Consider the following 25,253-nt stretch of genomic DNA (forward strand, 5'->3'; position numbering starts at 1 on the left):
CTCCTCATCCAGCCACGAATCTCAAGCGAGGATGGATCCCGTGACGCCGGAGGTATCGGTGGCGGCGCCTGCGACACCTCGTGGTATCCAGCGCAACGCCCGTCATCGAATGCGACAGGGTTCGCGGGAGGGGCCACCGAAGGTCGAGATCGGACCAATGGTGGCCCTTTGGGGATGTCCAGTACTTCCCCGGTCAGCCCCGGGCGGCCTCGGCGCGCTGGATGCGTTTGATGGGGACCGGCAGCACGCAGACGGGGACCGGGACGTCGAGGCGGTGGCCGGTGTCGGCGGGGATTCCGGTGTCCGGGTCGATGCGCAGCGACATCAGGGAGTCCTCGTTCTGGGCGGCCACGACCAGGTGGTCGGGCTGGCCGTTGTGCCCCCGGACCACGGTGAAGTGGCGGGGCCAGGCGCCCACGGGGGTGTCGGCCAGGTGCTCCAGGCGGGCGCCCTCGTCGCGGACGGCGAAGGTCGAGACCGCGTCCGCGCCGCGGTTGGAGACGTAGACGCGCCCCTCGTAGGTGGTGGTCATCGGGAGGGCGTCGCCGTCGGCGATCTCGCGGCCCTCGACCTTGAGCCGGTGGAGCGCGATCTCGGCCGGGAAGTTGTCCGGGAGGGGGTCGCCCACGGCGGGGACGGACCCCAGGTGCTCCCCCGTGCCGTTGCGGGGGTTCCAGCGCACGACGTGCACTCGGGAGTCCAGTTCCCCGGTGACGTAGACGTGGCGGCCGTTGACGGCCATGTGCCGGGGGCCCGTGCCGGAGGGCAGGCGGACGGTGCCCAGCAGGCCTTCGTCGATGTCGGGGGCCGGGCCCTGGTTCTCTTCGTTGAGCGGGGTCGCGTAGTGGTACACGCGCAGCTCGTCCGTGCCGAGGTCGGCGGCGAGCAGGTAGCGCAGGCGGGGGTCGTGCGAGTCGAGGACCACCGCGGTGCTGTGCGCGTGGGGGCCGTCCTGGCGGTCGGTGACCGGACCGCGGCCCCGGTGCGCGAGTTCGCGGCGGGGTTCCGTGAGCGCGCCGTCCTCGCCCGTGGGCTGGAGGGTCACCACACCGTTGGCGTAGTTGGCCACCGCGACCCGTTCGGGGCCCAGGTGGCGGACGTGGCAGGGCGATCCCCCGCCGGTGGGCGCGGAGCCGAGTTCGGTGAGGGTGGCGTCCCCGTGCACCCGGAAGGCGGTGAGTGAGCCCTCGGCCCTCTCGTTGACCGCGTACACCGTGGGCGGGTCCGGCCGGAAGGCGAGGAACGAGGGTCCGGTGGTGCGGGCGGCGACGCCGTCCGAGCTCAGCTCGCCGGTCTCCGGGTCGAACCAGACCCGGTGGACGCCCTCGCCCTTGCCGGGCGGGTCGGAGTCAGGGGTGTAGGTCCCCACGAGCAGGAGCCGTCGTGGTGTGTCCACAGGGTGTCTCGTTTCCGTCGCCTCGGGCAGGATCGTGGTCCAGACCACGGCCGGAATGCTACCGTCCCGGTCGTCGGCGGGGAAGGACGGCGCGGAGCGCCCTCACCTGGTGCTCACCAAGAGAATCCTCTGCCTCACGTAGCCCTTCTGTTACAGTTCCTCCTCGACAGCCCGATTAACGGTGGTCAGGTCCCCCTCACTCCGACCTGTCCCGTTCGTCTTCGGGTTCCGGGCCTCGGATCGACGAGGCCGCGAGCGGATACCGTTTCGGCGCTGCACCCGCGGGACCGAGTGATACCCCGCGGACGAAGACCACCGCCAGAGGAACCCGAGCCTCGGTACACCGGTCCCCCATCGCGTTCCGTGGTTCCCCGCTCACCCGACGTCTGGATTCGTCTTGACCCATCGCTCACTGTCCGAAGTGCCGTTGCCCGACCAGGAGATCATCGAGCTGGTCCGTCAGTCCTGTGTGGACATCCCCGAGGGATCCACGCGTCTGGCCCGGTCCTTCTACGAGAACCTGTTCATGATGGTCCCCGAGGTGCGGAGCATGTTCTCCGAGGACATCAAGCCCCAGCAGCAGCGCATGGCGGACGCCCTGCTGTCCGTGGTGCGGTACCTCGACAGCCCCGACGACGTGGCCCGCTACCTGCAGAGCCTGGGACGGCAGCACCGCGACGAGCTGGGGGTGCTGCCCGAGCACTACCCGCACGTCGGGCGCGCCCTGGTCCGCGCCGTCAGCGAGGTCTCCCCCACCTGGTCGTCCTCGATGAGTTCGGCCTGGGTGCTCGTCTACCAGTGGATCACCGCGAACATGATCGCCGGGGCCGAACAGGCCCCCCAACCCGCGCACACGTCCCACCGGCGACGCTGACGCGGACCCGCACCCCACCTCCTCTCACCCCCGTCGAAAGCCTTCGTCCATGACTCAGAGCCATCAGAACCGTACGCCCGGGACCGAGGGAGAACGCCACGTGCAGGCGGTCATGGGCACCGCCGAACGGGCCGACCGCTTCTACCGCGACCAGATGCTGGACCACCTGAACCCGCTCATGAAGGAGTTCATCGCCCGCCAGGAGATGCTGTTCGTCGCCACGGCGGACGCCCGGGGCGAGTGCGACTCCAGTTTCCGGGCCGGGCCGCCCGGGTTCGTCCACGTCATCGACGACCGGACCCTGGCCTACCCCGAGTACCGGGGCAACGGCGTGTTCGCCAGCGCGGGCAACATCCTGGAGAACCCGCACATCGGGCTGATGTTCCTCGACTTCGAGCGGGAGCGGATCGGCCTGCACGTGAACGGCCGGGTGAAGATCATGGAGGACGAGACGCTGCGCCCGCACGTCCCGAGTCTGCCCCTGCCGCAGGTTCCGGGGCAGCGTGCGCAGATGTGGATGATGGTGCAGGTCGAGGAGGCCTACATCCACTGCCGCAAGCACATCCCGCACCTGCGCCGGGTCGGCGCGGAGGAGTCCTGGGGCACGGACGACACCCTGCGCAAGGGCGGCGACTTCTTCGCGGCGAAGGCCGGAAGGCACGCCGCCGCCGGCCCCGGCCCTCGGTAGGAGGGGCCGCGGAGGGTCGCCCCGGCGGGGCGACCCTCCGCGCCTAGGGCCGCCTGCCCGCGTCCTTGACGGCCTCGATCGCCTTCATGATGCGTTTGTCCGAGACCGGGTAGGCGGTCCGCAGTTCCTGGGCGAAGAGGCTGACCCGGTACTCCTCCAGCATCCAGCGCAGCTCCACCACGTCCGGGTCGTCGGCCCGGCCCGCCGGGAGCGCCCCGCGGACCTTCGCCACGGCCTGGCGCATCTGTTCGACCTTGGACATGTTGACCTGGTCGCGGCGCGGGTTCTCGGGGAGCTTGCCCAACCGGTACTCGATCCCGCGCAGGTACCGGTGCACGTCGTCCAGGCGGGCCGGCCCCGTGCGGGTGACGAACCCGTCGCCCACGAGGTCGCCCAGCTGACCCTGGACGTCGTTGAGGGACGGCAGGACCGCCAGGGAGGTGGTGCCCTTGACCTTCTTGCTGACCTTGCGCCACAGCACGAGCACGCGCGCGGTGCGGTCCAGGATCTCCGCGAGGGTGTCGCCCAGGTCGGCGCGCACCCGGTCGCAGAGCCGGGCGAAGTCGTCGGCGTTCCACACCGGCCCGCCCTCGCGGGTGAGCAGGTGGTCGACGGCGGCGGCCTCGGCGTCCTCCAGCATCCTGCGGATCGACCCGTGCGGGTTGTCCGCCAGGGCGAGCTTGTCCGGGTTGTTCAGGCCCTTGCTGACCGCCGTCGCGGGGGACGGGATGGTGAGCATGAGCAGGCGCCGGGTGCCCGCGCGCATGGCCGCGCGCTGTTCGGGCCGGGTGTCGAAGATGCGGATCGCGACGCTCTCGCCCTCGTCGACCAGAGCGGGATACCCCTTGACCTTGGGCCCCAGGGCCTTGCGTTCCAGGGTCTGCTCCAGCGGACCGAAGTCCCAGGAGGTGATCCCCTTCTTCTCCACGCCCTTGGCCTCGGTGGCGATCGCCTCGCGCAGGCGCGGCTTGAGCTTGGCGCGGAGCTGTTCGAGGTCCTTGGACTCGGCCAGCGTGCGCCCGCGGTCGTCCAGGGCGCGGAAGGTGATCCGCAGGTGGTCGGGGACCCGGTCCAGCTGGAAGTCCTCCGGGCGGACGCGTTCTCCGTGCGCCATCACGGTGAGTTCGGCGGCCAGCGCCTCGGTGAGGGAGCCCTCGTAGGGGGTGATCCCTCCCCGGGCGCGGGCCGCGTTGTCCGGGACGGGGACGAAGTTGCGGCGCAGCGGCTTCGGCAGCGAGCGGATCATCGCGGTGATGAGCTCGTCGCGCAGGCCGGGGATCTGCCAGTCGAAGCCGGTGTTCTCCACCTGGTTGAGGAACTTCACCGGGATGTGCGCGGTGACGCCGTCGGAGTCGCTGCCCGGCTCGAACTGGTAGGTGAGCGGGAAGACGAACGCGCCCTGGCGCCACACGTCCGGGTAGTCGTCCTCACTGACTCCCTCCACACCGTCGTTGATGAGTTCCTCGCGGGTGAAGTCGAGGAGCGCGGGCTCGGTGCGGCGTGCCTTCTTCCACCACGAGTCGAAGTGGGCGGCGGAGACGGCGCTGTCCGCCACGCGACGGTCGTAGAAGTCGAACAACGTGTCGTCGTCCACCACGATGTCGCGGCGGCGGGCGCGGTGCTCCAGGTCCTCGACCTCGTCGAGCAGCTTGCGGTTGTCGTGGAAGAACTGGTGCCGGGTCTCCCAGTCGCCCTCGACGAGGGCACGGCGGATGAACAGCTCCCGGGAGAGTTCGGGGTCGATCCTCCCGTAGGAGACCTTGCGCTGCACGACGATGGGCACCCCGTAGAGGGTGACCCGCTCGTAGGCCATGACGGCGCCGCGCTTGCGCTCCCAGTGCGGTTCGCTGTAACCGCGCTTCACGATGTCCGCGCCGAGTTCCTCGGCCCACTCCGGCTCGATCCTGGCGACCATGCGACCCCAGAGCTTGGAGGTCTCCACCAGTTCACCGACCATCACGAAGCGGGGCTGCTTCTTGAACAGCGCGGAGCCGGGGAAGATCGCGAACCGCGCTCCCCGGCCGCCCAGGTACTCGTGCTTGTCCGGGTCCTTGAGGCCGACGTGCGAGAGCAGACCGGCCAGCAGCGACATGTGCACGGAGCGCGGGTCGGCGGCCTCCTCGCGCAGCGGCGGGACCTCGATGTCCATCGTGCGCAGGACCTGCTTGAGCTGGCCGTGGATGTCCTGCCACTCGCGTACCCGCAGGTAGTTGAGGAACTCGTCGCGGCACATCCGGCGGAACTGGTTGCCGGACAGCTCCTGTTGCCTGTCGCGCAGGTGGTTCCACAGGTTGAGGAAGGCGAGGAAGTCCGATTCCTTGTCCGTGAACCTGGCGTGCGCCTGCTGGGCCTGCTGCTGTTTCTCGGTGGGGCGCTCGCGGGGGTCCTGGATGGACAGGGCCGAGGTGATGACCATGACCTCGGCCAGACAGTCGCGCTTCTCGGCCTCCAGGACCATGCGGCCCAGGCGGGGGTCGATGGGCAGCTGGGCGAGGCGGCGTCCGGTCGGGGTCAGGCGGCGCTGACGGTGGGGTTCGTCCCGGTTCTCGGGCAGGAGGGCGCCGAGTTCGGACAGCAGGTTGACGCCGTCCTTGATCTGCCGGTGGTCGGGGCCGTCCACGAACGGGAAGGCGGCGACGTCGCCCAGGCCCAGCGCGGCCATCTGGAGGATGACCGAGGCGAGGTTGGTGCGCAGGATCTCCGGGTCGGTGTACTCCGGGCGGGAGAGGAAGTCCTCCTCGGAGTAGAGCCGGATGCAGATGCCCTCGGACACACGGCCGCAGCGGCCCTTGCGCTGGTTGGCGGAGGCCTGTGAGACCGCCTCGATGGGCAGGCGCTGCACCTTGGTGCGGTGCGAGTACCGGGAGATGCGCGCGGTGCCGGGGTCGATCACGTACTTGATGCCGGGGACCGTCAACGAGGTCTCGGCCACGTTGGTGGCCAGGACGACGCGGCGGCCGCCGTGCCGGGACCACACGCGTTTCTGCTCGGCCACGGACAGGCGCGCGTAGAGGGGAAGTACCTCCAGGCCCCGGATCTTCTTCTTTTCTAGGGCCTCGGCGGTGTCGCGGATCTCGCGCTCCCCGCTGAGGAAGACCAGGACGTCCCCGGGGTCCTCGTTGGAGAGTTCGTCGACGGCGTCCAGGATGGCCTGGGTCTGGTCCTTGTCGGTTCCCGGGCCGGGGTTCTTCTCCTCGGGGTCGAGGATGTCCTCGGAGATGGGCCGGTAGCGGACCTCGACCGGGTAGGTGCGCCCGGAGACCTCGACGATGGGGGCGTCGTCGAAGTGGCGGGAGAACCGTTCCGGGTCGATGGTCGCGGAGGTGATGACGACCTTCAGGTCCGGCCGCTTGGGCAGGAGCTGTTTGAGGTAGCCGAGCAGGAAGTCGATGTTGAGGCTGCGCTCGTGCGCCTCGTCGATGATGAGCGTGTCGTACTGCCGCAGCATGCGGTCGTGCTGGATCTCCGCGAGCAGGATGCCGTCGGTCATCAGCTTGACCAGCGTGCTGTCGTTCGAGGAGTCGGTGAACCGGACCTTGTAGCCGACCGTCTCGCCCAGGGGTGTGCCGATCTCGTCGGCGATGCGCTCCGCGACGGTGCGGGCGGCCAGGCGGCGGGGCTGGGTGTGACCCACGGTGCCCATGACGCCGCGCCCCAGCTCCAGACAGATCTTCGGGAGCTGGGTCGTCTTCCCGGAGCCGGTCTCTCCGGCGACGATGACGACCTGGTTGTCGCGGATGGCCTCCGCGATGTCCTCGCGCCGGGCGCTGACCGGCAGGTCCTCGGGGTAGCTGAGCTCGGGGACGGCCTCGCGGCGCAGGCCCACGCGGAGTTCGGCGCGGTCGATGTCGCCCGAGATCTGGGCGGTCACCGAGGCGCGGCGGCGCTCGTCACGGATTCTGGCCAGACCGTCGATACGGCGACGCAGACGGTGCCGGTCGGCGGGCATGAGGTCGCGCAACCGGGAACGGAGCTGGTCCGTGGCGGGCGCGGGCGTGGTGGTGCTCATCAGTACTCAAGGTTAGGAGGGCTGGCAACCGGTTTTCCCGGCGGGCACGGTTCTGGGCGGGACGGGCCCGTGCCGGACGGGACGTCCCGGGCGCGCCTCAGGGGCAACGCCCGGGATGTCGGAGTTGTTCCGGTGCGGCGCCTCTCACAGGCCGCGCTCCTCCAACCAGTCGTGCAGGGCGCGGCCGACCACGTCCACGTGCCCCTCCAGCATGGTGAAGTGGTCCCCGGGCACCCGCAGGACGTCGTGCGGGAGGTCCCAGGTGAACGGCGGCACCGCCACGCCCTCGCGGTCGAAGGTGGGTTCCTCCGGCCGCAGGACCACCGTGGGGGTGCGGACGGGCCCGGGCCGCCAGTCCCGGAACAGGCGCAGGTAGGCGCCCATCGCGGTGAGCCGTACCCCGTCCATGATGCCGAGCATCTCGCCGCGCTCGACGACGTTGGTCTCCAGCGTGGGCATGGTCGCGAGGTCGCTGGGGTGGGGCGTGTCCATCATGGCGGAGGCGCGGGGAGGGTGGCCGAGACGTTCGAGGCGTTCGACCACCGCGTGCGACACCCAGCCGCCCGAGGAGCGGCCCACCAGGACGAAGGGGCGCCCCTCCGCGCACTCGACGACGGCGTCGGCCAGGACCCGGGTGACCGCCTCGATGGAGGCGGGCAGGGGTTCCCCGGCGGCGAACCCGGGCTGCGGGATGACGTCCACCTCGCGCAGTCCGCGCACACCGCCCGCGAACCGGGCGTACTCCTGTACCCCGGAGATCATCAGGACCGACGGCAGGCAGATGAGTCGCACGCCGCCGCCCTCCTTGGACAGGCGGACCGGGACGCGGGGTTCGCTGATCTGATCGGGCCCGTCGAACGTGGGGCGCACCTGGGAGGCCGCCCAGATCAGGTCCAGCCCCTGGACGATCTTGCCCTGTTCACAGGTCCGCACGAACAGGTCCACGAGCGCGCTGTCGGAGGTGTCCCGCCGTTCCCGGGGCGCCTCCTCGACGGTGCCGGTGAGTTCGCCGTTCAGGAACGCGGCCAGCGCGGCCGGGGTGGGGTGTGCGAAGGCCAGCCCGGCGGGCAGCCGCAGCCCGGTGGCCGAGCTGAGGTGGTTGCGCAGTTCGATCGCGGTCAGCGAGTCGAAGCCCATCTCCAGGAAGGACGAGTCCGCGGTGACGGCCTCGGCCGCACCCTGCCCCAGGACCTCCGTGGTACGGCCCAGGACCAGGTCGAGCACCACCCCGTGGCGCTGTTCCTGCGGGGTCGCGGCCAGGGCGCGCCGCAGGTCGTCTGCGGAGGGGCCGCCCGTGCCGGCCCGGCGCCGGGGCGGACGGACCAGTCCGCGCAGCATCGTGGCGACCTCCCCGGACCTGGCCGCCCGGGCACGCGCCCCGGCCAGGTCCATGGGGACGGGCAGCAGGTGCGGATGGCCGCTGCCGAGCGCGGCGTCGAACAGCCGCAGTCCGTGGTCGGTGGCGACGGGCCCGGCCATGCCGAGCCGGGCGTAGCGGACGATGTCGCTCTCCCCCAGCTTGGCCGTGTTCTCGCCGCGCCGCTCCCACATGCCCCAGGACAGGGAGGTGGCGGGCAGGCCGTGGGCCCTCCGGTGGTGGGCGAGCATGTCGACGAACACGTTGGCGGCGCTGTAGTCGGTCTGTCCGGGGCTGCCCAGGGTCCCGGCGGCAGAAGAGAACAGCACGAAGGCCGACAGGTCGTCGGTGAGTTCGTGCAGGTTCCAGGCGGCGTCGACCTTGGGGTGCAGGACGTGGTCGATCCCCTCGGGGGTGAGTGAGGTGAGCAGACCGTCGTCCAGGGTGGCTGCCACGTGCACCACGGCGGAGACCCGGTGCCGGGAGAGCAGTTGGGCCAACCCGGACCGGTCGGCGGTGTCGCACGCGGTGAGGGTGGCCGAGGCCCCGCGCGCCAGCAGGTCCTCCCTGAGTTCGGTGGCGCCCTTGGCGTCGGGGCCCCTGCGGCTGACGAGGAGGAGGTCGGTGACGCCGTGCCGGTCGACCAGGTGGCGCGCGACCTCCCCGCCCAGGGCGCCGGTGGCCCCGGTGACCAGGACCGTCCCGTCACCGAAGTCGATCGGGGCACCCTGCGGTTCGGTGCGGGCCAGGCGCGGTTCGAGGAGGGCCCCGGCGCGGACGGCCGACTGGTGGGCGCCGCCGGTGAGCGCGCTGACCAGGAGCGGCGCGGTGCGGCCCGGGTCGTCGGTGTCCACGATCGCGAACCGGCCCGGGTGTTCGTGTTCGGCGGAGCGCACGAAGCCCCACAGGGGCGCGTGCACGAGGTCGGGGACGTCCTCGTCCGGGCCGGTGGCGACCGCCCCGTGGGTGAGCAGCACCAGGCGGGCGGTGGCCGCCCGGTCGTCGGAGAGCAGGCGCTGGGTCTGGGCCACGACGTGCTTGAGCACGGTGTGCACGTGCGCGGGACCGGGTTCGGCGGGGCGGGACAGGTAGGGCAGCAGGATCCGTTCGGGGACCGGAGCACCGGAGTCGAGCGCGCGGGTGAGCGCGTCGGCGTCGGCGTGGACGCGCACGGTGTGCCCGGAGGCGGTGAGCGCGGCCGCGGTGTCCAGGATGTCCTCCCCGAGCACCGCCCACACCTGGTGTTCCGCCGCAGGTTCGGTGGCGGCGGGGGTCCAGATGACGTGGAAGAGGTCGTCGGCCGGGGCGGCGGCGACGGGGCCGTCCGCCGGGGCCCTCAGGACCAGGGAGTCGACGGTGGCCACGGCCGCGCCGGTGCCGTCGGCCAGCACCATGGCGACCTCGTCGGTGCCGGTGGGCCGTACACGGACCCGGAGCCTGGTGGCCCCGGCCGTGTGGAGGGTGACACCGCTCCAGGTGAAGGGCAGGCGGATCCCGTCGGTGGGCATCCAGGGGGCGCAGGCGACGGCGTGCTGGGCGGCGTCGGCCAGGGCGGGGTGGAGTCCGAACCGGGCGGCGTCGGCCCGTTGGGGGTCGGGCAGTTCGATCTCGGCGTAGACCTCCTCGCCCAGCCGCCACGCGGCGACGAGCCCGCGGAAGGCGGGGCCGTAGGTGTAGCCGATGTCGCCCATGCGGGTGTAGAGGTCGGAGACGGGCAGGGGGTCGGCGCCGGGCGGCGGCCAGGCGACCAGGTCCTCGCCCGCGCGCGCGGGTTCGGGAGCCAGGACGCCGCTCGCGTGCCGGGTCCAGGGCCGGTCCCCCAGGTCGGGGGCGTTGGGGTCACCGGCCTGGCGGGCGTGCACGGCGAAGGCCCGGCGCCCTTCGGAGTCGGCGGCCTCGACGGTCACCTGGAGCTGCGCCGCGCCGGTCGCGGGCAGGATCAGGGGGGCCTGGACGACGATCTCCTCGACGTGGGGGCTGTCGAGGCGCTCCCCCACGTTCAGGGCCAGTTCGAGCAGGGCCGTCCCGGGCAGCAGGACGGTGTCCCCCGCCGCGTGGTCGGTCAGCCAGGGGTGGCTCCGCCGCGAGACCCGGCCGGTGAACAGGGTGGTTCCGGTCTCCGCCAGTGGCAGGGCGGCGCCGAGGAGGGGGTGGTCCTCGGTCTCCAGGCCCGCGGCGGACACGTCGCCGCCGCTCCGGCCCCCGGTGATCCAGAGCCGCTGGTGCTGGAAGGGGTAGGTGGGCAGGTCCACGGGGGCGCGGGGGCCGTCGAGGACGGTGGACCAGTCGGGGGTGGCCCCGGCGACGTGGGCGTGGGCGAGCGAGGTCAGGAACCGTTCGGGGCCGCCGTCGTCGCGGCGCAGGGTGGGGACGGCGGTGGCCCGCTCGACGGACTCGGCCACGGTCTCCTGGACCGGCACGGTCAGGACCGGGTGGGCGCTGGCCTCGACGAACACGGTGTGGCCGGTGGCCAGGAGCGCTTCGGTGGCCTTCTGGAAGAGCACCGGTCGGCTCAGTCCCGCGTACCAGTAGTCGGCGTCCATCGGCCGGTCCAGCAGGCCTCCGGTGACGGGCGAGTAGACGGGGATGTCCGGGCGCCGCGGCCGGATGTCGGCCAGGGACTCCAGGAGTTCGGCGCGGACCGGTTCGGTGCGGGGGATGTGGGAGACGACGTCGGCGGAGAAGACCCGCGCGCGGACGCCCTCGGCCTCGTAGGCGGCGACGATCCGGTCGACGGCGGCGTGGTCTCCGCCGACCACCGTGGTCCCGGGGCTGTTGACCACCGCCACGTGGAGGTCACCGAACTCGGAGAGGCGGTCGCGCACCCGCTCCTCCCCCTGCGCGAGCACGGCCATGGCGCCGTTGCCGACCAGCGCGCGGACGGCGCGGCTGCGCAGGGCGATGACCTTGGCGGAGTCCTCCAGGGACAGGGCACCGGCCACGTGGGCGGCGGCGACCTCGCCCTGGGAGTGACCGACCACCGCGTCCGGGCGGATGCCGTGGGAGGACCACAGCGCGGTGAGCGCGATCATGACCGCCCACAGCGCCTGCGGGACGACGTCGGCCCGGTCCAGCGGCGGCGCGCCGTCACGCTGGAGCAGCACGTCGGTCAGCGACCAGTCGACATGGGGGCTGAGGGCCCGTTCGCAGTCCGCGATCCGGTCAGCGAAGACCGGAGAGGAGTCCAGGAGTTCGCGTGCCATCGCGGGCCACTGGGAGCCCTGGCCGGGGTAGACGAAGACGGTGCGGCCCTCGTGGGCGCGTCCGCGTACGGTCCCCGGTTCCCTGGTGTTCTCCCGCAGAGCGGCCAGGCCGCCGAGGAGGGCGGCGCGGTCGGTGCCGACCACGGCGGCGCGGTGCGGCAGGGCCTCGCGTTCCGTGGCCAGGCCCCAGGCGACGTCGGCGGGGTCCAGGTCCGGGTGGGCCTCGACGTGGGCGCGCAGGGCGTCGGCCTGGGCGTCGAGCGCGTCGGGGGTCTGCGCGGAGAGCACCCACGGGATCGGGGCCGGAACCGGGGCGGGGCCGGTGGGCCGGGAGAGCGTGACCGGCCGCGCGCCGGGGTCGGTCTCGGGGGCGGGTTCGGGATCCGGGGCCTGCTCGACGATGACGTGGGCGTTGGTGCCGCTGGCCCCGAACGACGACACCCCGGCGCGCCGGGGCCGTCCGGTGTCGGGCCAGGAGCGGGCCTCGGTGAGCAGTTCCACGGAGCCCGAGGCCCAGTCCACATGGGAGGTGGGCCGTTCCACGTGGAGGGTGCGCGGCAGGATCCCCTCGCGCATCGCCAGGATCATCTTGATCACCCCGGACACCCCGGCGGCGGCCGCGGTGTGCCCGATGTTGGACTTCAGGGATCCCAGCCACAGAGGGGCGCCGGTGCGGTCGCGGCCGTAGGTGGCCAGCAGGGCGTTGGCCTCGATCGGGTCACCGAGCCGGGTGCCGGTGCCGTGGGCCTCCACAGCGTCGACCTCGCCGGGGGTCAGACGGGCGTCGGCGAGCGCCTGGCGGATCACCCGTTCCTGGGCGGGCCCGCTGGGGGCGGTCAGTCCGCTGCTGGCGCCGTCCTGACCGATGGCGCCGCCGCGCAGGACCGCGAGTACGCGGTGTCCGTTGCGGCGGGCGTCGGAGAGGCGTTCGAGCACGAGCATGCCCGCGGCCTCCCCCCAACCGGTGCCGTCGGCGTGCTCGGAGAAGGCCTTGCAGCGGCCGTCCCCGGCGAGCGCGCCGTGACCGGAGAAGGAGACCCAGGAGGAGGTGTCGGTGAAGACGGTGGCGCCCCCGGCCAGGGCCAGCCCGGTCTCACCGGAGCGCAGGGAGCGCATGGCCAGGTTCAGGGCGACCAGGGAGGAGGAGCAGGCGGTGTCGACGGTCACCGCCGGGCCCTCCAGCCCCAGGGTGTAGGAGAGGCGTCCGGCGGCCACGGCGGGCATCGCGCCGAGCATCCGGTAGCCGATGAGTTCGGCGGTGGAGTCCTGGACGGGCGGGCCGTAGGTCTGCCCGACCATGCCCACGAACACTCCGGTGGGGGTGGAGCGCAGGGTGGACGGGACGATCCCGGCGCGCTCCAGACCCTCCCAGGCGGTCTCCAGCACCAGCCGGTGCTGGGGGTCCATGGCCAGTGCCTCGCGCGGGTTCACGCCGAAGAACGCGGGGTCGAAGTCTCCGGCTCCGTCGAGGAAGCTCGCCGCCCGCACGTAGGTGCTCCCGGGGGCGTCGGGGTCCGGGGCGAACAGGCCCTCCAGGTCCCAGTCGCGGTCCGTGGGGAACGCGCCGAGGGTCTCGCGTTCCTCCGTGAGCAGGTCCCACAGCGCCTCGGGGGTGTTCGCCCCGCCGGGGAAGCGGCAGCCGATCCCGACCACCGCGACGGGTTCGTGGTCGCGCTCCTCCAGTTCGTCGACGCGTGCGCGCGCCTGGCGCAGATCGACGGCCATCTTCTTGACCAGGTCGCGGAACTTGTTCTCGTGAGTCATGCCGGTGCTACTTTCCTGTACGTTCTCGCTCTGGTCAGGAGATCCCGAACTCCTGGTCGATCAGTTCGAGCAGCTGATCGTCGGAGGCCTCCTCCAGGTCCCGTCCGCCGTCCGTCCGCGTGCCCTCACCAAGGCGGCGCAGGAGTCCGCGCAGGCGCTCCTCGACCTCGTCGCGGACGTTCGCCTCCACGGGGGCGGCGGAGAGCGACGCCTCCAGCCGGTCCAGCTCCTCCAGAAGGGACCCCACCGGAGTCCGCTCGTCGGAGGCGAGCCGTTCCAGGAGGTGGGCGGTGAGCTCCACCGGGGTCGGATGGTCCAGGACGACGGTGACCGGCAGATTCAGCCCGGTGAGTTCGTTGAGCCGGTTGCGCAGGGTGACGGCCGCCAGGGAGGTGCCTCCGGCGTCCAGGAAGCCCCGGCGGAGCTCCACCTCCTCGGGGCCGGGATGGCCGAGCACCACAGCGGTCTCGGTGCGGACCAGGCCCATGACGGCGTCCTGGCGCTCGGCGTCGGAAAGGCCCTCCGGCAGTGTCCACGCACGGACCGCCGTCCGCGCGGGTCCGGGCTCCGGCTCGGCTCCGGCCGTTCCGGGCTCCGGTACGGCGGTGGGCGCCGCCGGGGTCGCGGCACGGGAGCGCCAGTAGCGGCGGCGCTGGAAGGGGTAGGTGGGCAGGTCCGCGGAGCGGGCTCCGGGCCCGAAGACGGTGGACCAGTCGACGGGCACGCCGTGGGCGTGGGCCTCGGCCATCGAGGCGAGGAAACGGTCCGGTCCGCCCTCGTCGCGGCGCAGGGTCGCCAGCACGGCGGTCTCGCCCGAGTGGGCGGCCTCGGCGGTCTCCTGGAGGGCGATGCTCAGGACGGGGTGCGGTCCGACCTCGACGAACACGCCGTGCCCGGTGGACAGCAGGAACTCGGTGACCCGCTGGAAGTTCACGGGCTCGGAGAGGTTGCGGTACCAGTACAGGGCGTCCAGTTCCCCGTCCCGCACCGGCTGCCCGGTGAGGGTCGAGTACATGGGGATGTCGGCCGGGCGGGACGTCACCGTGGCCAGCGAGCTCAGCAGGGTCTCCCGCAGACGCTGGACGTGCGGGGTGTGGGAGGCGTAGTCGACCGCGACCCGGCGTGCCCGCACCCCCTGTTCCTCGTAGCGGTCGGCCAGGCGGTCCAGCGCCTCCGCGTCACCGGCGACCACCGTGGCGGAGGGGCTGTTGACCACGGCCACGTGCAGCGGCTCGTCGGCGATGTCGGCCAGGACCTGCTCCTCGGACCGGGCCACCGACAGCATGCCGCCGGTGCCGGACAGGGTCAGGACCGCGCGGCTGCGCACCGCCACCACCGCCGCGCCGTCCTCCAGGGACAGCGCCCCGGCGACGCAGGCGGCGGCGACCTCGCCCTGGGAGTGGCCGACGACCGCGTCGGGGCGCAGGCCGTGGGCCGTCCACAGGTCGGCCAGGGCGACCATGACCGCCCACAGCGCGGGCTGGACGACGTCGACCCGGTCCAGGGACGCGGCGCCCTCCTCCCCTCGCAGGACGGCACCGAGCGACCAGTCCACGTGCGGGGCCAGGGCGGCCTCGCACTCGGCGATGCGCGCGGCGAAGCGCGGCGACGACCTCAGCAGCTCCACGGCCATGCCCGCCCACTGGCCGCCCTGACCGGGGAAGACCAGGACGGTGCCGCGGTCGCCGGGGGCGCGGCCCGTGAGCACCGTCGGGTCGGGGCGCCCCGCCGCCAGGGCGTCGAGCCCGTACAGGTGGTCACCGGGAACGCGGCCGATCACCACGGCCCGGTGTTCGAAGGCGTCCCGGTCGGCGGCCAGGGTCCGGCCGACGTCGACGGGGTCGGCCTCCGGCCGGGTCTGGAGGTGTTGGCGCAGACGGGAGGCCTGAGCGGCCAGCGCCGCGCCGTCGCGGGCGGACAGCACCCAGGGCACCGGGATCCCGTTCCCGAGCGCCGCGTGGTGCGGTGGAGCGAGGGGCCGCTCCGAGGGCTCCTCCTCCGGGGGCTCCTCCACCACCACGTGCGCGTTGGTACCGCTCATCCCGAACGAGGACACCGCGCCCCGGCGGGGACGGTCCCCCTCGGGCCAGGGACGGGAGCGGTTCAGGAGGCGCAGGGTTCCCGGGGACCAGTCGACGTGGCCGCTGGGCTCGTCGGCGTGCAGGGTGCGGGGCATGGTGCCGTGGCGCAGTGCCAGCACGAGCTTCATGAGCCCGGCGACACCGGCGGCGGCCTGGGTGTGGCCCACGTTGGACTTGAGCGATCCGAGCCACAGCGGCTGGTCCGGGTTCCGTCCGGTGCCGTAGGCCGAGAGGAGCGCCTGGGCCTCGATGGGGTCACCGAGCGTGGTGCCGGTCCCATGCGCCTCCAGCAGGTCGACGTCACCCGGTGCGAGCCCGGCGTCGGCCAGGGCCGCCCGGATCACGCGTTCCTGGGAGGGCCCGTTGGGCGCGGTCAGCCCGTTGGAGGCACCGTCCTGGTTGACCGCCGAGCCGCGGATCACCGCGAGCACCGGATGCCCGTTGCGGCGGGCGTCGGAGAGCCGTTCCAACAGGACCGCGCCCGCCCCCTCGGAGAAGCCGGCCCCGTCGGCGCCCGCGCCGAAGGCCTTGCAACGGCCGTCGGGGGCCAGTCCCCGGAGGTGGGTGAACTCGGTGAGCAGCCCCGGGTCGGACATGACCGTCGTACCGCCCGCCACCGCCAGGGCGCACTCCCCCGCGCGCAGGGCGCGCGCGGCCAGGTGCACGGCCACCAACGAGGCGGAGCAGGCGGTGTCCACCGTCAGCGCGGGCCCGGTCAGACCCAGCGTGTAGGCCACACGGCCGGAGATGACGCTGGTCGTGGTGCCCGCCATCGCGAACCCGTCGCCGGGGGCCTGGGCGAGGGGCGGACCGTACTCCTGGGGGATCGCGCCCACGTAGACACCGGTGTCGGTGCCGTTCAGCGAGGTCGGCGGGATGCCCGCCCGCTCGATCGCCTCCCAGGCGACCTCCAGGAACAGGCGCTGCTGGGGTTCCATGGCCTCGGCCTCGCGCGGGGAGATCCCGAAGAACCCCGCGTCGAACCCGGCGGCGTCCTCCAGGAAGGACCCCTGGCCCATGGCCGAACGCGCGCCGCCGTCGCCACGGCCCAGGAGCGCGTCCACGTCCCAGCCCCGGTCGCCGGGCAGCGGGCCGACGGCCTCGGCGCCCTTGTCCAGCAGGGCCCACAGGTCCTCGGGGGTGTCCACACCGCCGGGCAGCCGACAGGCCATACCCACCACGGCGATGGGCTCGGAGGTCCGCTCGACCTCGCGGCGCAGCTGCTCGTTCTTCTTCAGCGAGGCCCTCAGCGCCTCGACCAGCTGCGCGTTCCCCACGTCATCGGTAGCCATCAACCGTCTCCCCCTCGGCCGAGTCACGGCCCTGATCTCCCAGTGCCAGGCCGAGCAGGCCCGCCACGTCCATCCGGTCGATGTCGCTGGCTCCGGCGGCGTCGCCGGCGCCTCCCTCGGTCCGGTTGGTCCCGTCGTCGGTCTCGTCCGCGACCACCGAGGCCGCGTCGTCAGTAGTCTCCAGAAGTTTCGTGAGGAACAGGGTCATGGCACGCGGGTTGGGATGGTCGAACACCGCCGTGGCGGGCAACCGCCTCCCGGTGGCCCCGGAGAGCCGGTTGCGCAGCTCGACCCCGCCCATGGAGTCCAGTCCGAGCTCGCGGAAGGGCCGGTCGGCGGGGACCGCCGCGCCGCCACGGAGCCCGAGGACGTCGGCGGTGTGGGCGCGCACCTCCGCGAGCAGGCGGCGTTCGCGCTCGGGGCCGTCGACCCCGGTCCAGTCACCCCCGGTGGGACCGGGCTCCGCCGCGCTCTCCTCGTCGGCGCGCTCCACGGCGGGTCGGGGCACGAGGGGCGCCGTCGGCCGGGCGGCCGTGGCCTCGGCACGCGCACCGGCGGCCAGCACCGGCAGGTCCGGGGCCTCGGTGTCCAGCAGCGCCGGAACGTACGCGGTCCCCCGCAGGAACAGCGCGGCGTCGAGTTTGGCCAGGGCCCGGTCCGGCGGCATCGGCCACAGGACACCACCGGCCGTGGCGGCGTCGTCCTCCTCGGCCGGTCGGTCGTCTCCGCGCCACGGGCCCCAGGCCAGGGAGGTCGCGGGCAGGCCCCGGCCGCGGCGGAGGTGGGCCAGGGCCTCGCAGAAGACGTCCGCCGCCGCCTGGTGGGCGTGTCCGGGCGACCCCACGACCCCGCCCGCGCAGGAGAAGAGCACGAAGGAGGCCAGGGGCAGGTCCTCCGTGAGCTCGTGCAGGTTCCAGGCCGCGTCCACCTTGGACCGCAGCGTCTCCTCCCACCGGTCCGGGTCACCGTCAAGGACGGGGGATCCGTCGACCGTCCCGGCCGCGTGCACCACGGAGCCGAGCGGCCGGTCCAGCCCTCGGACCAGGCGTTCCAACGAGGGGCGGTCAGCGGCGTCGCAGGCCCGCACCACCACCTCCGCGCCCATCCGGCGCAGCTCGTCGGTCCGCTCGTCCTGCCCGGGGGCGGACTCGCCGTGACGGCTCGTCAGGGTCAGGTGGCGCACCCCGTAGCCGGCGACCAGGTGGCGGGCCACCCGGTGGCCGAGTTCTCCGGTTCCACCGGTGACCAGGACCGTCGCGCCGTGCGGGAAGGGAGCAGGCAGGTGCAGGACGGTGCGACCGATGTACTCCCCGCGACGCACCGCGGAGAACGCCTCCTCGGCGTCGCGGACGTCGAGCCCGTTCACCGGCGACGGCCGCACGGCCCCGGACGCCAGCAGCTCCATGACGCGGGTGAGCATCTGCCCGACGCGTTCGGGAGCCAGGTCGAGGAGGTCGAAGCTCTCGTAACCGCGCCCGGGGTGGGCGGCGGCCACCTCCGCCTCCGAGCGCACGTCGGTTCCGCCGAGTTCCACGAAACGGCCGCCGGCCCCGCGCCCGTCGGCGGGTGAGCGCAGCAGCCGGAGGGAGGCGTCGACGAACCGGCCGGTGAGGGAGTTCAGGATGACGTCCATGCCCGAACCGCCGTTGGCCGCTCGCAGGGCGTCCTCGAAGTCCAGGGTCCGGGAGGGCGCCAGCCGGTCCTGGGAGAGGCCGTAGTCCTCCAGCACCGGCCACTGGTGCGGGTCCGCGGTGCCGAACACCCTGGCGCCCATGTGCCGGGCCAACTGGACCGAGGCGAGGCCCACACCGCTGGCGGCCGCGTGCACCAGGACGCTCTCGCCGGGCCGCAGCCCGGCCACGTCGACCAGCGCGTGGTAGGCGACCAGGTAGGCCCCGGGGATCGCGGCGGCCTCGGCCCACCCCCACGTGTCGGGGACGGGTGCCAGCACCCGGCGGTCGGCCACGGCCATCGGGCCGGTCGCGCCGGGGAAGAGGCCGGTGACACGGTCCCCCACGGACAGGTCGGTGACGTCCTCGGCGGTCTCCACGACCACCCCCGCTCCGTCCAGACCCCCGCGCCGCCCCGCTCCGCCGTCGATCACGGTGGAGACGTCGCGGCGGCCCACGCCCACGGCGCGCAGGGCGACCCGTACCTGGCCGGACACCAGCGGCGCGGTGGCGTCCGAGGCCGCCGACAGGTCCGGGTCCCGTGAGGAACCGGAGCCGTCCGCGTCCAGGCGCCAGACGGGCGCCGCGGACGCCGACCGGTCGGCGTCGGCCACGGGGACCAGCCTCGGTACCAGGACACCGCCGTTGCGCAGCGCCATCTGGGGTTCGCCGGAGCGCACGGCGGAGGGCAGTATGCCGTGCGAGCGCTCGGAGCCGTCGGTGTCGACCAGCAGCAGCCGACCCGGGTGTTCGCGCTGGACCGAGCGCAACAGCCCCCACACGGGGGCGGCGGCCAGGCCGCCGATGTGCTCGTCCGGTCCGACCGAGACGGAGCGCCAGGTCATCAGGGCCAGGGTGGAGTCAGCGAAGCGTTCGTCACGCAACCAGGAGCGGACCGTCCCCAGCGCCGCCGACAACCCCTCCCGCACGGTGTCGGGGACACTCTCCCCCTCGGCGTAGACGACGGCGGCCGGAAGCTCGGCGAAGACCACGTCCGGGACCGGGCCGTCAGGGTCCAGGTCGTCCAGGTCGGGCAGGTTCGCGGGGGCGTCGGTGGTGCTCCTCGGCACGGTCGTCGGGTCCCAGCGCAGCTGGTACAGCACCGGCTCCTCGCCGGGCGCGGGCGGCAGCGCCCCCTGCTCCACCGAACGGAACCCGACCTCGTCGGCCTCCAGGACCGGGAGGCCGGTCGGATCCAGGGCGCTGACCCGGTAGCGGTCGGCGCCCAGCGGCTCCAGGGACACCCACAGCTCCGTGGGCGCGGCCCCGGCGCGTGTGCGCAGGCCGCGCCAGGACGCGGACACCAGGGTCGTGTCCTCGGACCGCGAACCGAACAGCAGCGCCGCGTGCAGCGCCGAGTCGACGAGCGCGGGGTGCAGCCCGGTCAGCGTCTGTCCGTGGCCGCGCGGGAGGGCGACCCTGGCCAGGAGGGTGTCGCCCAGGCTCCACACCTGGCGCAGGCAGCGGAAGAGCCGACCGAGGGCGTAGCCCCGGCGCGACAGACGCCGGTAGGCGTCCTCGGGATCCAGACCGACGTCGACCGCCTCCGGTGGCGGCCAGGCTCCGACGAGGGGTTCGGACGTGAGTCCACCCGGCTCCAGGGAACCGGAGGCGTGCCTGGTCCACCCGGTCTCGCCGGGGCCGCGCGTGTGCACGCTCGCGTCCCGGGCTCCGCTCTCGTCAGCGGGCCCGACGGTCACCTGCACCTCGGTCTCCCGGCCGCCGCCGGGGAGCACCAGCGGCTCCTCGACGGTCAGTTCCGCGACGGTGGCGGCGCCCGACCGCTCACCGGCGTGCGACAGCAGACCGGCCACGGCCGCGCCGGGCAGCACCGTACGGCCGAGCATCCGGTGGTCGAGCACCCACGACTGGCGGGCGTCGTCCAAGCGCCCGCCGAACACCGTGCGCCCGTCAACCAGCTCCAGACCCCGCTCGTCCAACGGCTCGGCGGGGGCGACCGCCCGTGCCCTGGCCCGGGCACGGGGCCAGAACCGTTCGCGTTGGAAGCGGTAGGTGGGCAGGTCCGTGGTGCGCGCGCCCGTGCCCTCGAACAGGTTCGCCCAGTCGACGTCGACCCCGGCGGTGAAGGCCTCCGCCGCGGCGGTGAGCAACCGGGCCTGGTCGCCCTCGCCCCGACGCAGCGTCTCCAGCACGTGTCCGCGCACCCCGGCCTCGGCCAGGGTGCTCCGCAGACCGTAGGACAGCACGGGGTGGGGGCCCACCTCGATGAAGGTGCGGCGCCCGGAGGCGGCCAGCGCCCGCACCGCCGACGCGAACCGCACCTGGTTGCGCAGGCCCTCGTACCAGTAGTCGGCGTCCAGGGCCGGGCCGCTCCCGCCCGGTTCCGTACCGGTCAGGGTGGAGTAGAAGGGGATCTTCGCGGGGCGCCAGCGCACCCGGCCCAGGGCGGTGTGCAACCGCCCCCGGATACGTTCCACGTGCGCCGAGTGGGACGCGTAGTCCACGTCCACCAGGGAGCCGTGCAGTCCCCGCTCCTCACACCCGCGTACCGCCTCGCGGACCGACTCCGGCGCGCCGGAGACCACGACGGCGCGCGGCCCGTTGACCGCGGCGACGTGCAGGTCCGGCAGGGAGGCCGCCAGTTCCTCCGCCTCCTCCGGCGAGACGCCCAGGGACGCCATGGCACCGCTGCCCGCCAACGCCGTCAGCGCGCGGCTGCGCAGGGCCACGATCCGCGCGGCCTCCTCCAGGGGCAGGGCCTCGGCCACGCAGGCCGCGGCCAGCTCCCCCTGGGAGTGGCCGACCACGGCGGAGGGCCGCAGCCCCAGCACCGACCACACCTGCGCCAGCGAGACCATCACCGCCCAGAGCACCGGCTGCACGACGTCGACCCGGGCCCCCTCCCCCGTCAGGGGCGGAGCCTGGGGGTCGCCCCGGAGCACGGCGGACAGCGACCAGTCCACGTGCGGGCGCAGGGCGCGTTCGCAGACCCGGATCCGCTGGGAGAACGCCTTGGCCAGGAGCCCGTCACCCGTGAGCAGATCGCGCCCCATGCCGACCCACTGGCCCCCCTGACCGGGGAAGACCAGCACCGGCCCGTGGGGGTCGGTCAGGGGGCCGCCCGTGTCCGCGAGGCGGACCGACTCCAGTTCGCGGGTGTCGTCCTCACCGGAGGCGAAGACCACCGCGCGGTGCTCGAAGACGTCCCTGGTGGTGGCCAGGGACAGGCCGACGTCCAGGGCCCGGTCCCGCTGCCGGGAGGACACGTGGGCGTGCAGGGCGGAGGCCTGTTCGCGCAGCGCCGCCTCCGAACGGGCCGACAGCACCCACGGGACCGGGTCCAGGACCCGGGAGCCGCCGAAGCCGCCGCCGTGTTCGGCCGCGGTCTGGTCGGTGGCCGGGGCGGGGCCCACCACCAGGTGGCAGTTGGTGCCGCCCATGGCGAAGGCCGAGACACCCGCGAGCGGGCTGTGGCCCGGCCAGGGTTCGCGCCGGGCCTGCACGGAGAGGCCGAGGCCGTCGAGGTCGATGTCGGGGTGGGGCTGGACGAAGTTGAGCGAGGGCGCCAGGGTCTGGTGGTCCAGGCTGAGCACCGTCTTGACCAGGCCGACGATACCGGCGGCCCCCTCCAGGTGACCGACGTTGGTCTTGGCCGACCCGACCCGGAGGGGGTCGGACCGGTCCGCGCCGAACACCTCTCCGAGCGCCCGGGCCTCCACCGGGTCGCCCGCCGGGGTGCCCGTGCCGTGCAGTTCGACGTAGCCGACGCGGTCCGGGCGTACGCCCGCGTCCTCGTGCGCGGCGCGGATGGCGGCGGCCTGACCCCCCGCGGTGGGGCGGGTCAGGAACTCGCCCGCCCCCGAGTGGTTCACCGCACCGCCGTGGATCACCGCGAGCACGCGGTCGCCCTCGGCCTGGGCGCGGCCCAGCGGTTTGAGCACGACCAGGGCGCCGCCCTCACCGCGCACGTAGCCGTTGGCCCGCGCGTCGAAGGTGTGGCAGCGGGCGTCCGGGGAGAGCCCGCCGAACCGGGCGACGGCCTCGGTGCTCTCGGGGACGAGGATGAGGTTGACCCCTCCCGCGAGCGCCATCTCGGACTCGCCGCGGCGCAGGCTCTCCACGGCCATCTGGACGCTGACGAGCGAGGACGCCTGCCCGGCGTCCACGGTCAGGCTGGGGCCGCGCAGCCCGAGGGTGTGCGAGACGCGGTTGGCGATCAGGCTCCGGTGCGTCCCGGTGAGGCTGTGTCGGGTGAGGGCCTCGGGGCCCTCGCGGTCCAGGAGGAGGGCGTGGTCGGACCCGATGGCTCCGGTGAACACGCCCACGCGTGCGCCCCTCAGGGTGCTCGGGGCGATCCGGGCGCGCTCCACCGCCTCCCAGCCGAGTTCGAGCATCAGCCGTTGCTGTGGGTCCATGGTCTCGGCCTCGCGCGGGGAGACCCCGAAGAACCCCGCGTCGAACCCGGCCACGTCGTCCAGGTAACCGCCCCAGCCGGGGCCGCGTTCGGTGACCGTCTCCCCGAGCCGTTCGGGGGGCGGGCCCACGGCCTCACGTCCCTCCGAGAGCAGGCGCCAGAACTCGTCCGGGGAACCGGCACCGGGCAACCGACAGGCGAGCCCGACGACGGCGACCGGCTCCCAGGTGTCCTGGGCAGGGGTTCCCTCTGGTTCGCCACTCACGATCGCTGCCTCTCACTCTCGTCCGCCATGTCCGGCCCTTGTGCGAGAGGCGGCGTCCGTTCCTCACACGGGGAATGAACAAGCGACCGTGCACCTGCACAGGCCGACGTTGTTTTCGAGACGCGTCTACCACACCTTCACCGAGGCGGACCGAGTTGTTCTCGGCGCCGACCCACAAAAGACCATTCAGGACTAACGGGCATCAACCCGAAAGAGCGTAACGCTAGTTCACAAGCACTGACAATGGAGGGGGGTTTCGGACAGAGGATTCGGGCCTTCATTACCCGAATTTGCACCCATGCTACAAAGGACCCGGCGTCCCAGTGGGACGCCGGGCCTCAGAGGTGTCGGGGCCGGGGAGACGGGCGGATCAGCCGCCGTTCCGCGCCTTGACCTCCTCGATGTAGGCCTGGGCCACGTCCTTGTCGAACAGCCAGTTCTTGTAGTCGGACGGAAGGTCCCACCCCTGGATCCAGCGGTCGGCGATCTCCCGGTGCTGGGAGGCCGCCGTCATGACGTTGGTGACGTGTTCGGGCAGGTCGTGCTCCCACATACTCCCCGCGAACTCGGCCCACATCTGGTTGTCCTGGCCGAAGGCCCAGAAGCGGTCGAACGCCCTGACCAGGAAGTTCTCGTCGAACTCCTTGTCACCGTGTTCGATGATGCTCTCCAGGTACGCCTCGGCGCAGCGGGTGGAGTTGTTCCAGCTCTGACCGACGAAGGGGTCCATGGTCACGACCACGTCGGCCATGCCCAGGACCTTCCCTCCCGAGGGAAGGGTGCCCACCGGGTTGCGCACCTGAGGGGTCAGGTCCTCCACCAGTGTGCTGCGGCCGTCGATCAGCTCGGCGTCCCGCACCCGCTCGAAGACGTCCGGGGCGTACTTCCGGCTGAGGTCCTTCATCCGGCGCAGCTGCTCCTGCGGCCCCGGCCGGTCCGGCCAGGCGTCCATGGGGCTGCCCTTCTTGTCCACCATGAACATGCTGTAGCACGGCCCGTCCTGGCTCAGGATGGGGATGAAGATGATGTTCCCGGCCTCTTCGGTGATGGCCGCCCAGCCGACGTTCTCCGACTCCTCCGGGTCCGGCCACACGTCGTAGATGTAGGCCTGCGCCAGCGAGCGCGGCCGCGCCCCGCTGAACCGACTGCTGTCGTGGTCGAAGAGCTGACCCAGCTCCCCGTGCCCGACCGCGACGATGATCAGGTCGAACATCCGCGAGAAGTAGTCGAGGTCGGTGACGGTGACACCGTGGATGACCACCTTGCCGCCCCGGTCCTCGAAGGACTCCAGCCAGTCGGCCATCTTCACCCGCCGGTCGACGGAGACCGTGTACCCGTTGCCGGGGTGGGAGCTTCCGGTGAGTGACGTGACCTTCTGACCGCCCACGTACATGATGAGCTTCTGCTCGCGGATCTGCGGGGAGAGCGCGCTCCAGAAGTCCAGGTCGAACTTGCGCTCGTACTCCAGGGCCGTGGGCAGGGTGAACTGGGAGATGGAGGGCTTCCCGGTCCTGATCTCCATCGAGGACTGCCCCGTGATCACCGTGACGTCGTAGCCATGGGTCAGGAGACCGTGGGCCAGGTGCAGGCCGGCGTGGCCAGCGCCGACGATAAGGATCTTGCGCATTGTGTCGCTAACTTTCCTGGGAATCTACGGGGCCGCGGGGGAGGATCGGCCAGAGGGAGTCCGAACGCCCCCGCCCGTCAGGCGACGGGCTCGCTCGCTCGGTTGTGCTCCAGCGCGTACCGCAACAGGGTCTTGAGCACGTCGCCGCCGGACGTCCTGTGTCGAGCGTCGAAGTCGATGATGGGCACCTCCGGACTGACCTCCAGAGCCTCACGGACCTGCTCGGCGGTGTAGTCCAGGCGCCCCTCGAACTTGTTCAGCGCCACGATGTAGGGAATCCGCTTGTTGGTCTCGAAGTAGTCGACCGCGTCGAAGGAGTCCGCGAGCCTTCGGCAGTCGACCACGACGACGGCGCCCACGGCGCCGCGGACCAGATCGTCCCACATGAACCAGAACCGGGCCTGACCCGGCGTGCCGAACATGTACATGACCAGTTCGTCGTCGATGGTGATGCGGCCGAAGTCCATCGCGACGGTGGTCGTCGTCTTGTCGGGTGTGACCGAGGTGTCGTCGTGTCCGACACTGGCCTCGGTCATGATCGCTTCAGTCGTGACCGGCGGAATCTCCGACACCGAGCGCACCAAGGTCGTCTTGCCGGCACCGAAGCCACCGGCGATGACGATCTTGCTCGACATCTTCTTGCGATTCGACC

The 25,253-nt window shown here is 72.8% G+C and carries 9 protein-coding genes; 2 read left to right on the forward strand and 7 right to left on the reverse strand.

Annotated features, from left to right (window positions below; translation table 11 throughout):
- Nucleotides 1–193 precede the first annotated feature (193 nt).
- Nucleotides 194–1,396 (reverse strand): lactonase family protein, encoded by a 1,203-nt coding sequence (locus AC0VYM_RS22510; protein WP_475463172.1) that lies wholly within the window; start codon nt 1,394–1,396, stop codon nt 194–196.
- 397 nt (nt 1,397–1,793) lie between these two features.
- On the opposite strand from AC0VYM_RS22510, the gene AC0VYM_RS22515 reads away from it, so the two are divergent.
- Entirely contained in the window at nt 1,794–2,270 is a 477-nt protein-coding gene (locus tag AC0VYM_RS22515) for a globin domain-containing protein (RefSeq protein ID WP_475455302.1), read from the forward strand.
- Nucleotides 2,271–2,319: 49 nt separating this feature from the next.
- The gene (locus tag AC0VYM_RS22520; RefSeq protein ID WP_475455304.1) at nt 2,320–2,958 is read left to right on the forward strand and encodes a pyridoxamine 5'-phosphate oxidase family protein; all 639 of its coding nucleotides are present in this window, start codon (nt 2,320–2,322) and stop codon (nt 2,956–2,958) included.
- 43 nt (nt 2,959–3,001) lie between these two features.
- Here AC0VYM_RS22520 and hrpA read toward each other — a convergent pair whose 3' ends face one another.
- The 6 genes from hrpA to AC0VYM_RS22550 all read right to left on the reverse strand — a co-directional run bounded on the left by hrpA (nt 3,002) and on the right by AC0VYM_RS22550 (nt 25,236).
- The gene (gene hrpA / locus AC0VYM_RS22525; RefSeq protein ID WP_475455306.1) at nt 3,002–6,967 is read right to left on the reverse strand and encodes an ATP-dependent RNA helicase HrpA; all 3,966 of its coding nucleotides are present in this window, start codon (nt 6,965–6,967) and stop codon (nt 3,002–3,004) included.
- Nucleotides 6,968–7,111: 144 nt separating this feature from the next.
- Complete coding sequence (locus AC0VYM_RS22530; RefSeq protein WP_475455308.1) at nt 7,112–13,291, reverse strand: type I polyketide synthase; 6,180 nt, start codon at nt 13,289–13,291, stop codon at nt 7,112–7,114.
- Nucleotides 13,292–13,325: 34 nt separating this feature from the next.
- Nucleotides 13,326–16,664: a type I polyketide synthase gene (locus AC0VYM_RS22535; RefSeq protein ID WP_475455310.1), complete on the reverse strand. Its 3,339-nt coding sequence runs from the start codon at nt 16,662–16,664 to the stop codon at nt 13,326–13,328.
- Nucleotides 16,651–22,974: a type I polyketide synthase gene (locus AC0VYM_RS22540; protein WP_475455312.1), complete on the reverse strand. Its 6,324-nt coding sequence runs from the start codon at nt 22,972–22,974 to the stop codon at nt 16,651–16,653. Before AC0VYM_RS22540 ends, AC0VYM_RS22535 begins: the two co-directional genes overlap by 14 nt.
- 370 nt (nt 22,975–23,344) lie before the next feature.
- Nucleotides 23,345–24,601, reverse strand: coding sequence for a styrene monooxygenase/indole monooxygenase family protein (locus tag AC0VYM_RS22545; RefSeq protein WP_475455314.1), 1,257 nt, complete (start codon nt 24,599–24,601; stop codon nt 23,345–23,347).
- A gap of 77 nt (nt 24,602–24,678) precedes the next feature.
- On the reverse strand, nt 24,679–25,236 hold the full coding sequence (locus AC0VYM_RS22550; RefSeq protein ID WP_049576901.1) for a GTP-binding protein: 558 nt from the start codon (nt 25,234–25,236) through the stop codon (nt 24,679–24,681).
- Nucleotides 25,237–25,253 lie beyond the last annotated feature (17 nt).

The sequence above is a fragment of the Nocardiopsis sp. iso_237 genome, from assembly GCF_056173345.1.

Coding starts and splice junctions, on each gene's coding strand:
- AC0VYM_RS22520 (WP_475455304.1), top strand. CDS start 2,320: ATGACTCAGAGCCATCAGAACCGTACGCCCGGGACCGAGGGAGAACGC.
- hrpA (WP_475455306.1), bottom strand. CDS start 6,967: ATGAGCACCACCACGCCCGCGCCCGCCACGGACCAGCTCCGTTCCCGG.
- AC0VYM_RS22530 (WP_475455308.1), bottom strand. CDS start 13,291: ATGACTCACGAGAACAAGTTCCGCGACCTGGTCAAGAAGATGGCCGTC.
- AC0VYM_RS22535 (WP_475455310.1), bottom strand. CDS start 16,664: ATGGCTACCGATGACGTGGGGAACGCGCAGCTGGTCGAGGCGCTGAGG.
- AC0VYM_RS22545 (WP_475455314.1), bottom strand. CDS start 24,601: ATGCGCAAGATCCTTATCGTCGGCGCTGGCCACGCCGGCCTGCACCTG.
- AC0VYM_RS22550 (WP_049576901.1), bottom strand. CDS start 25,236: ATGTCGAGCAAGATCGTCATCGCCGGTGGCTTCGGTGCCGGCAAGACG.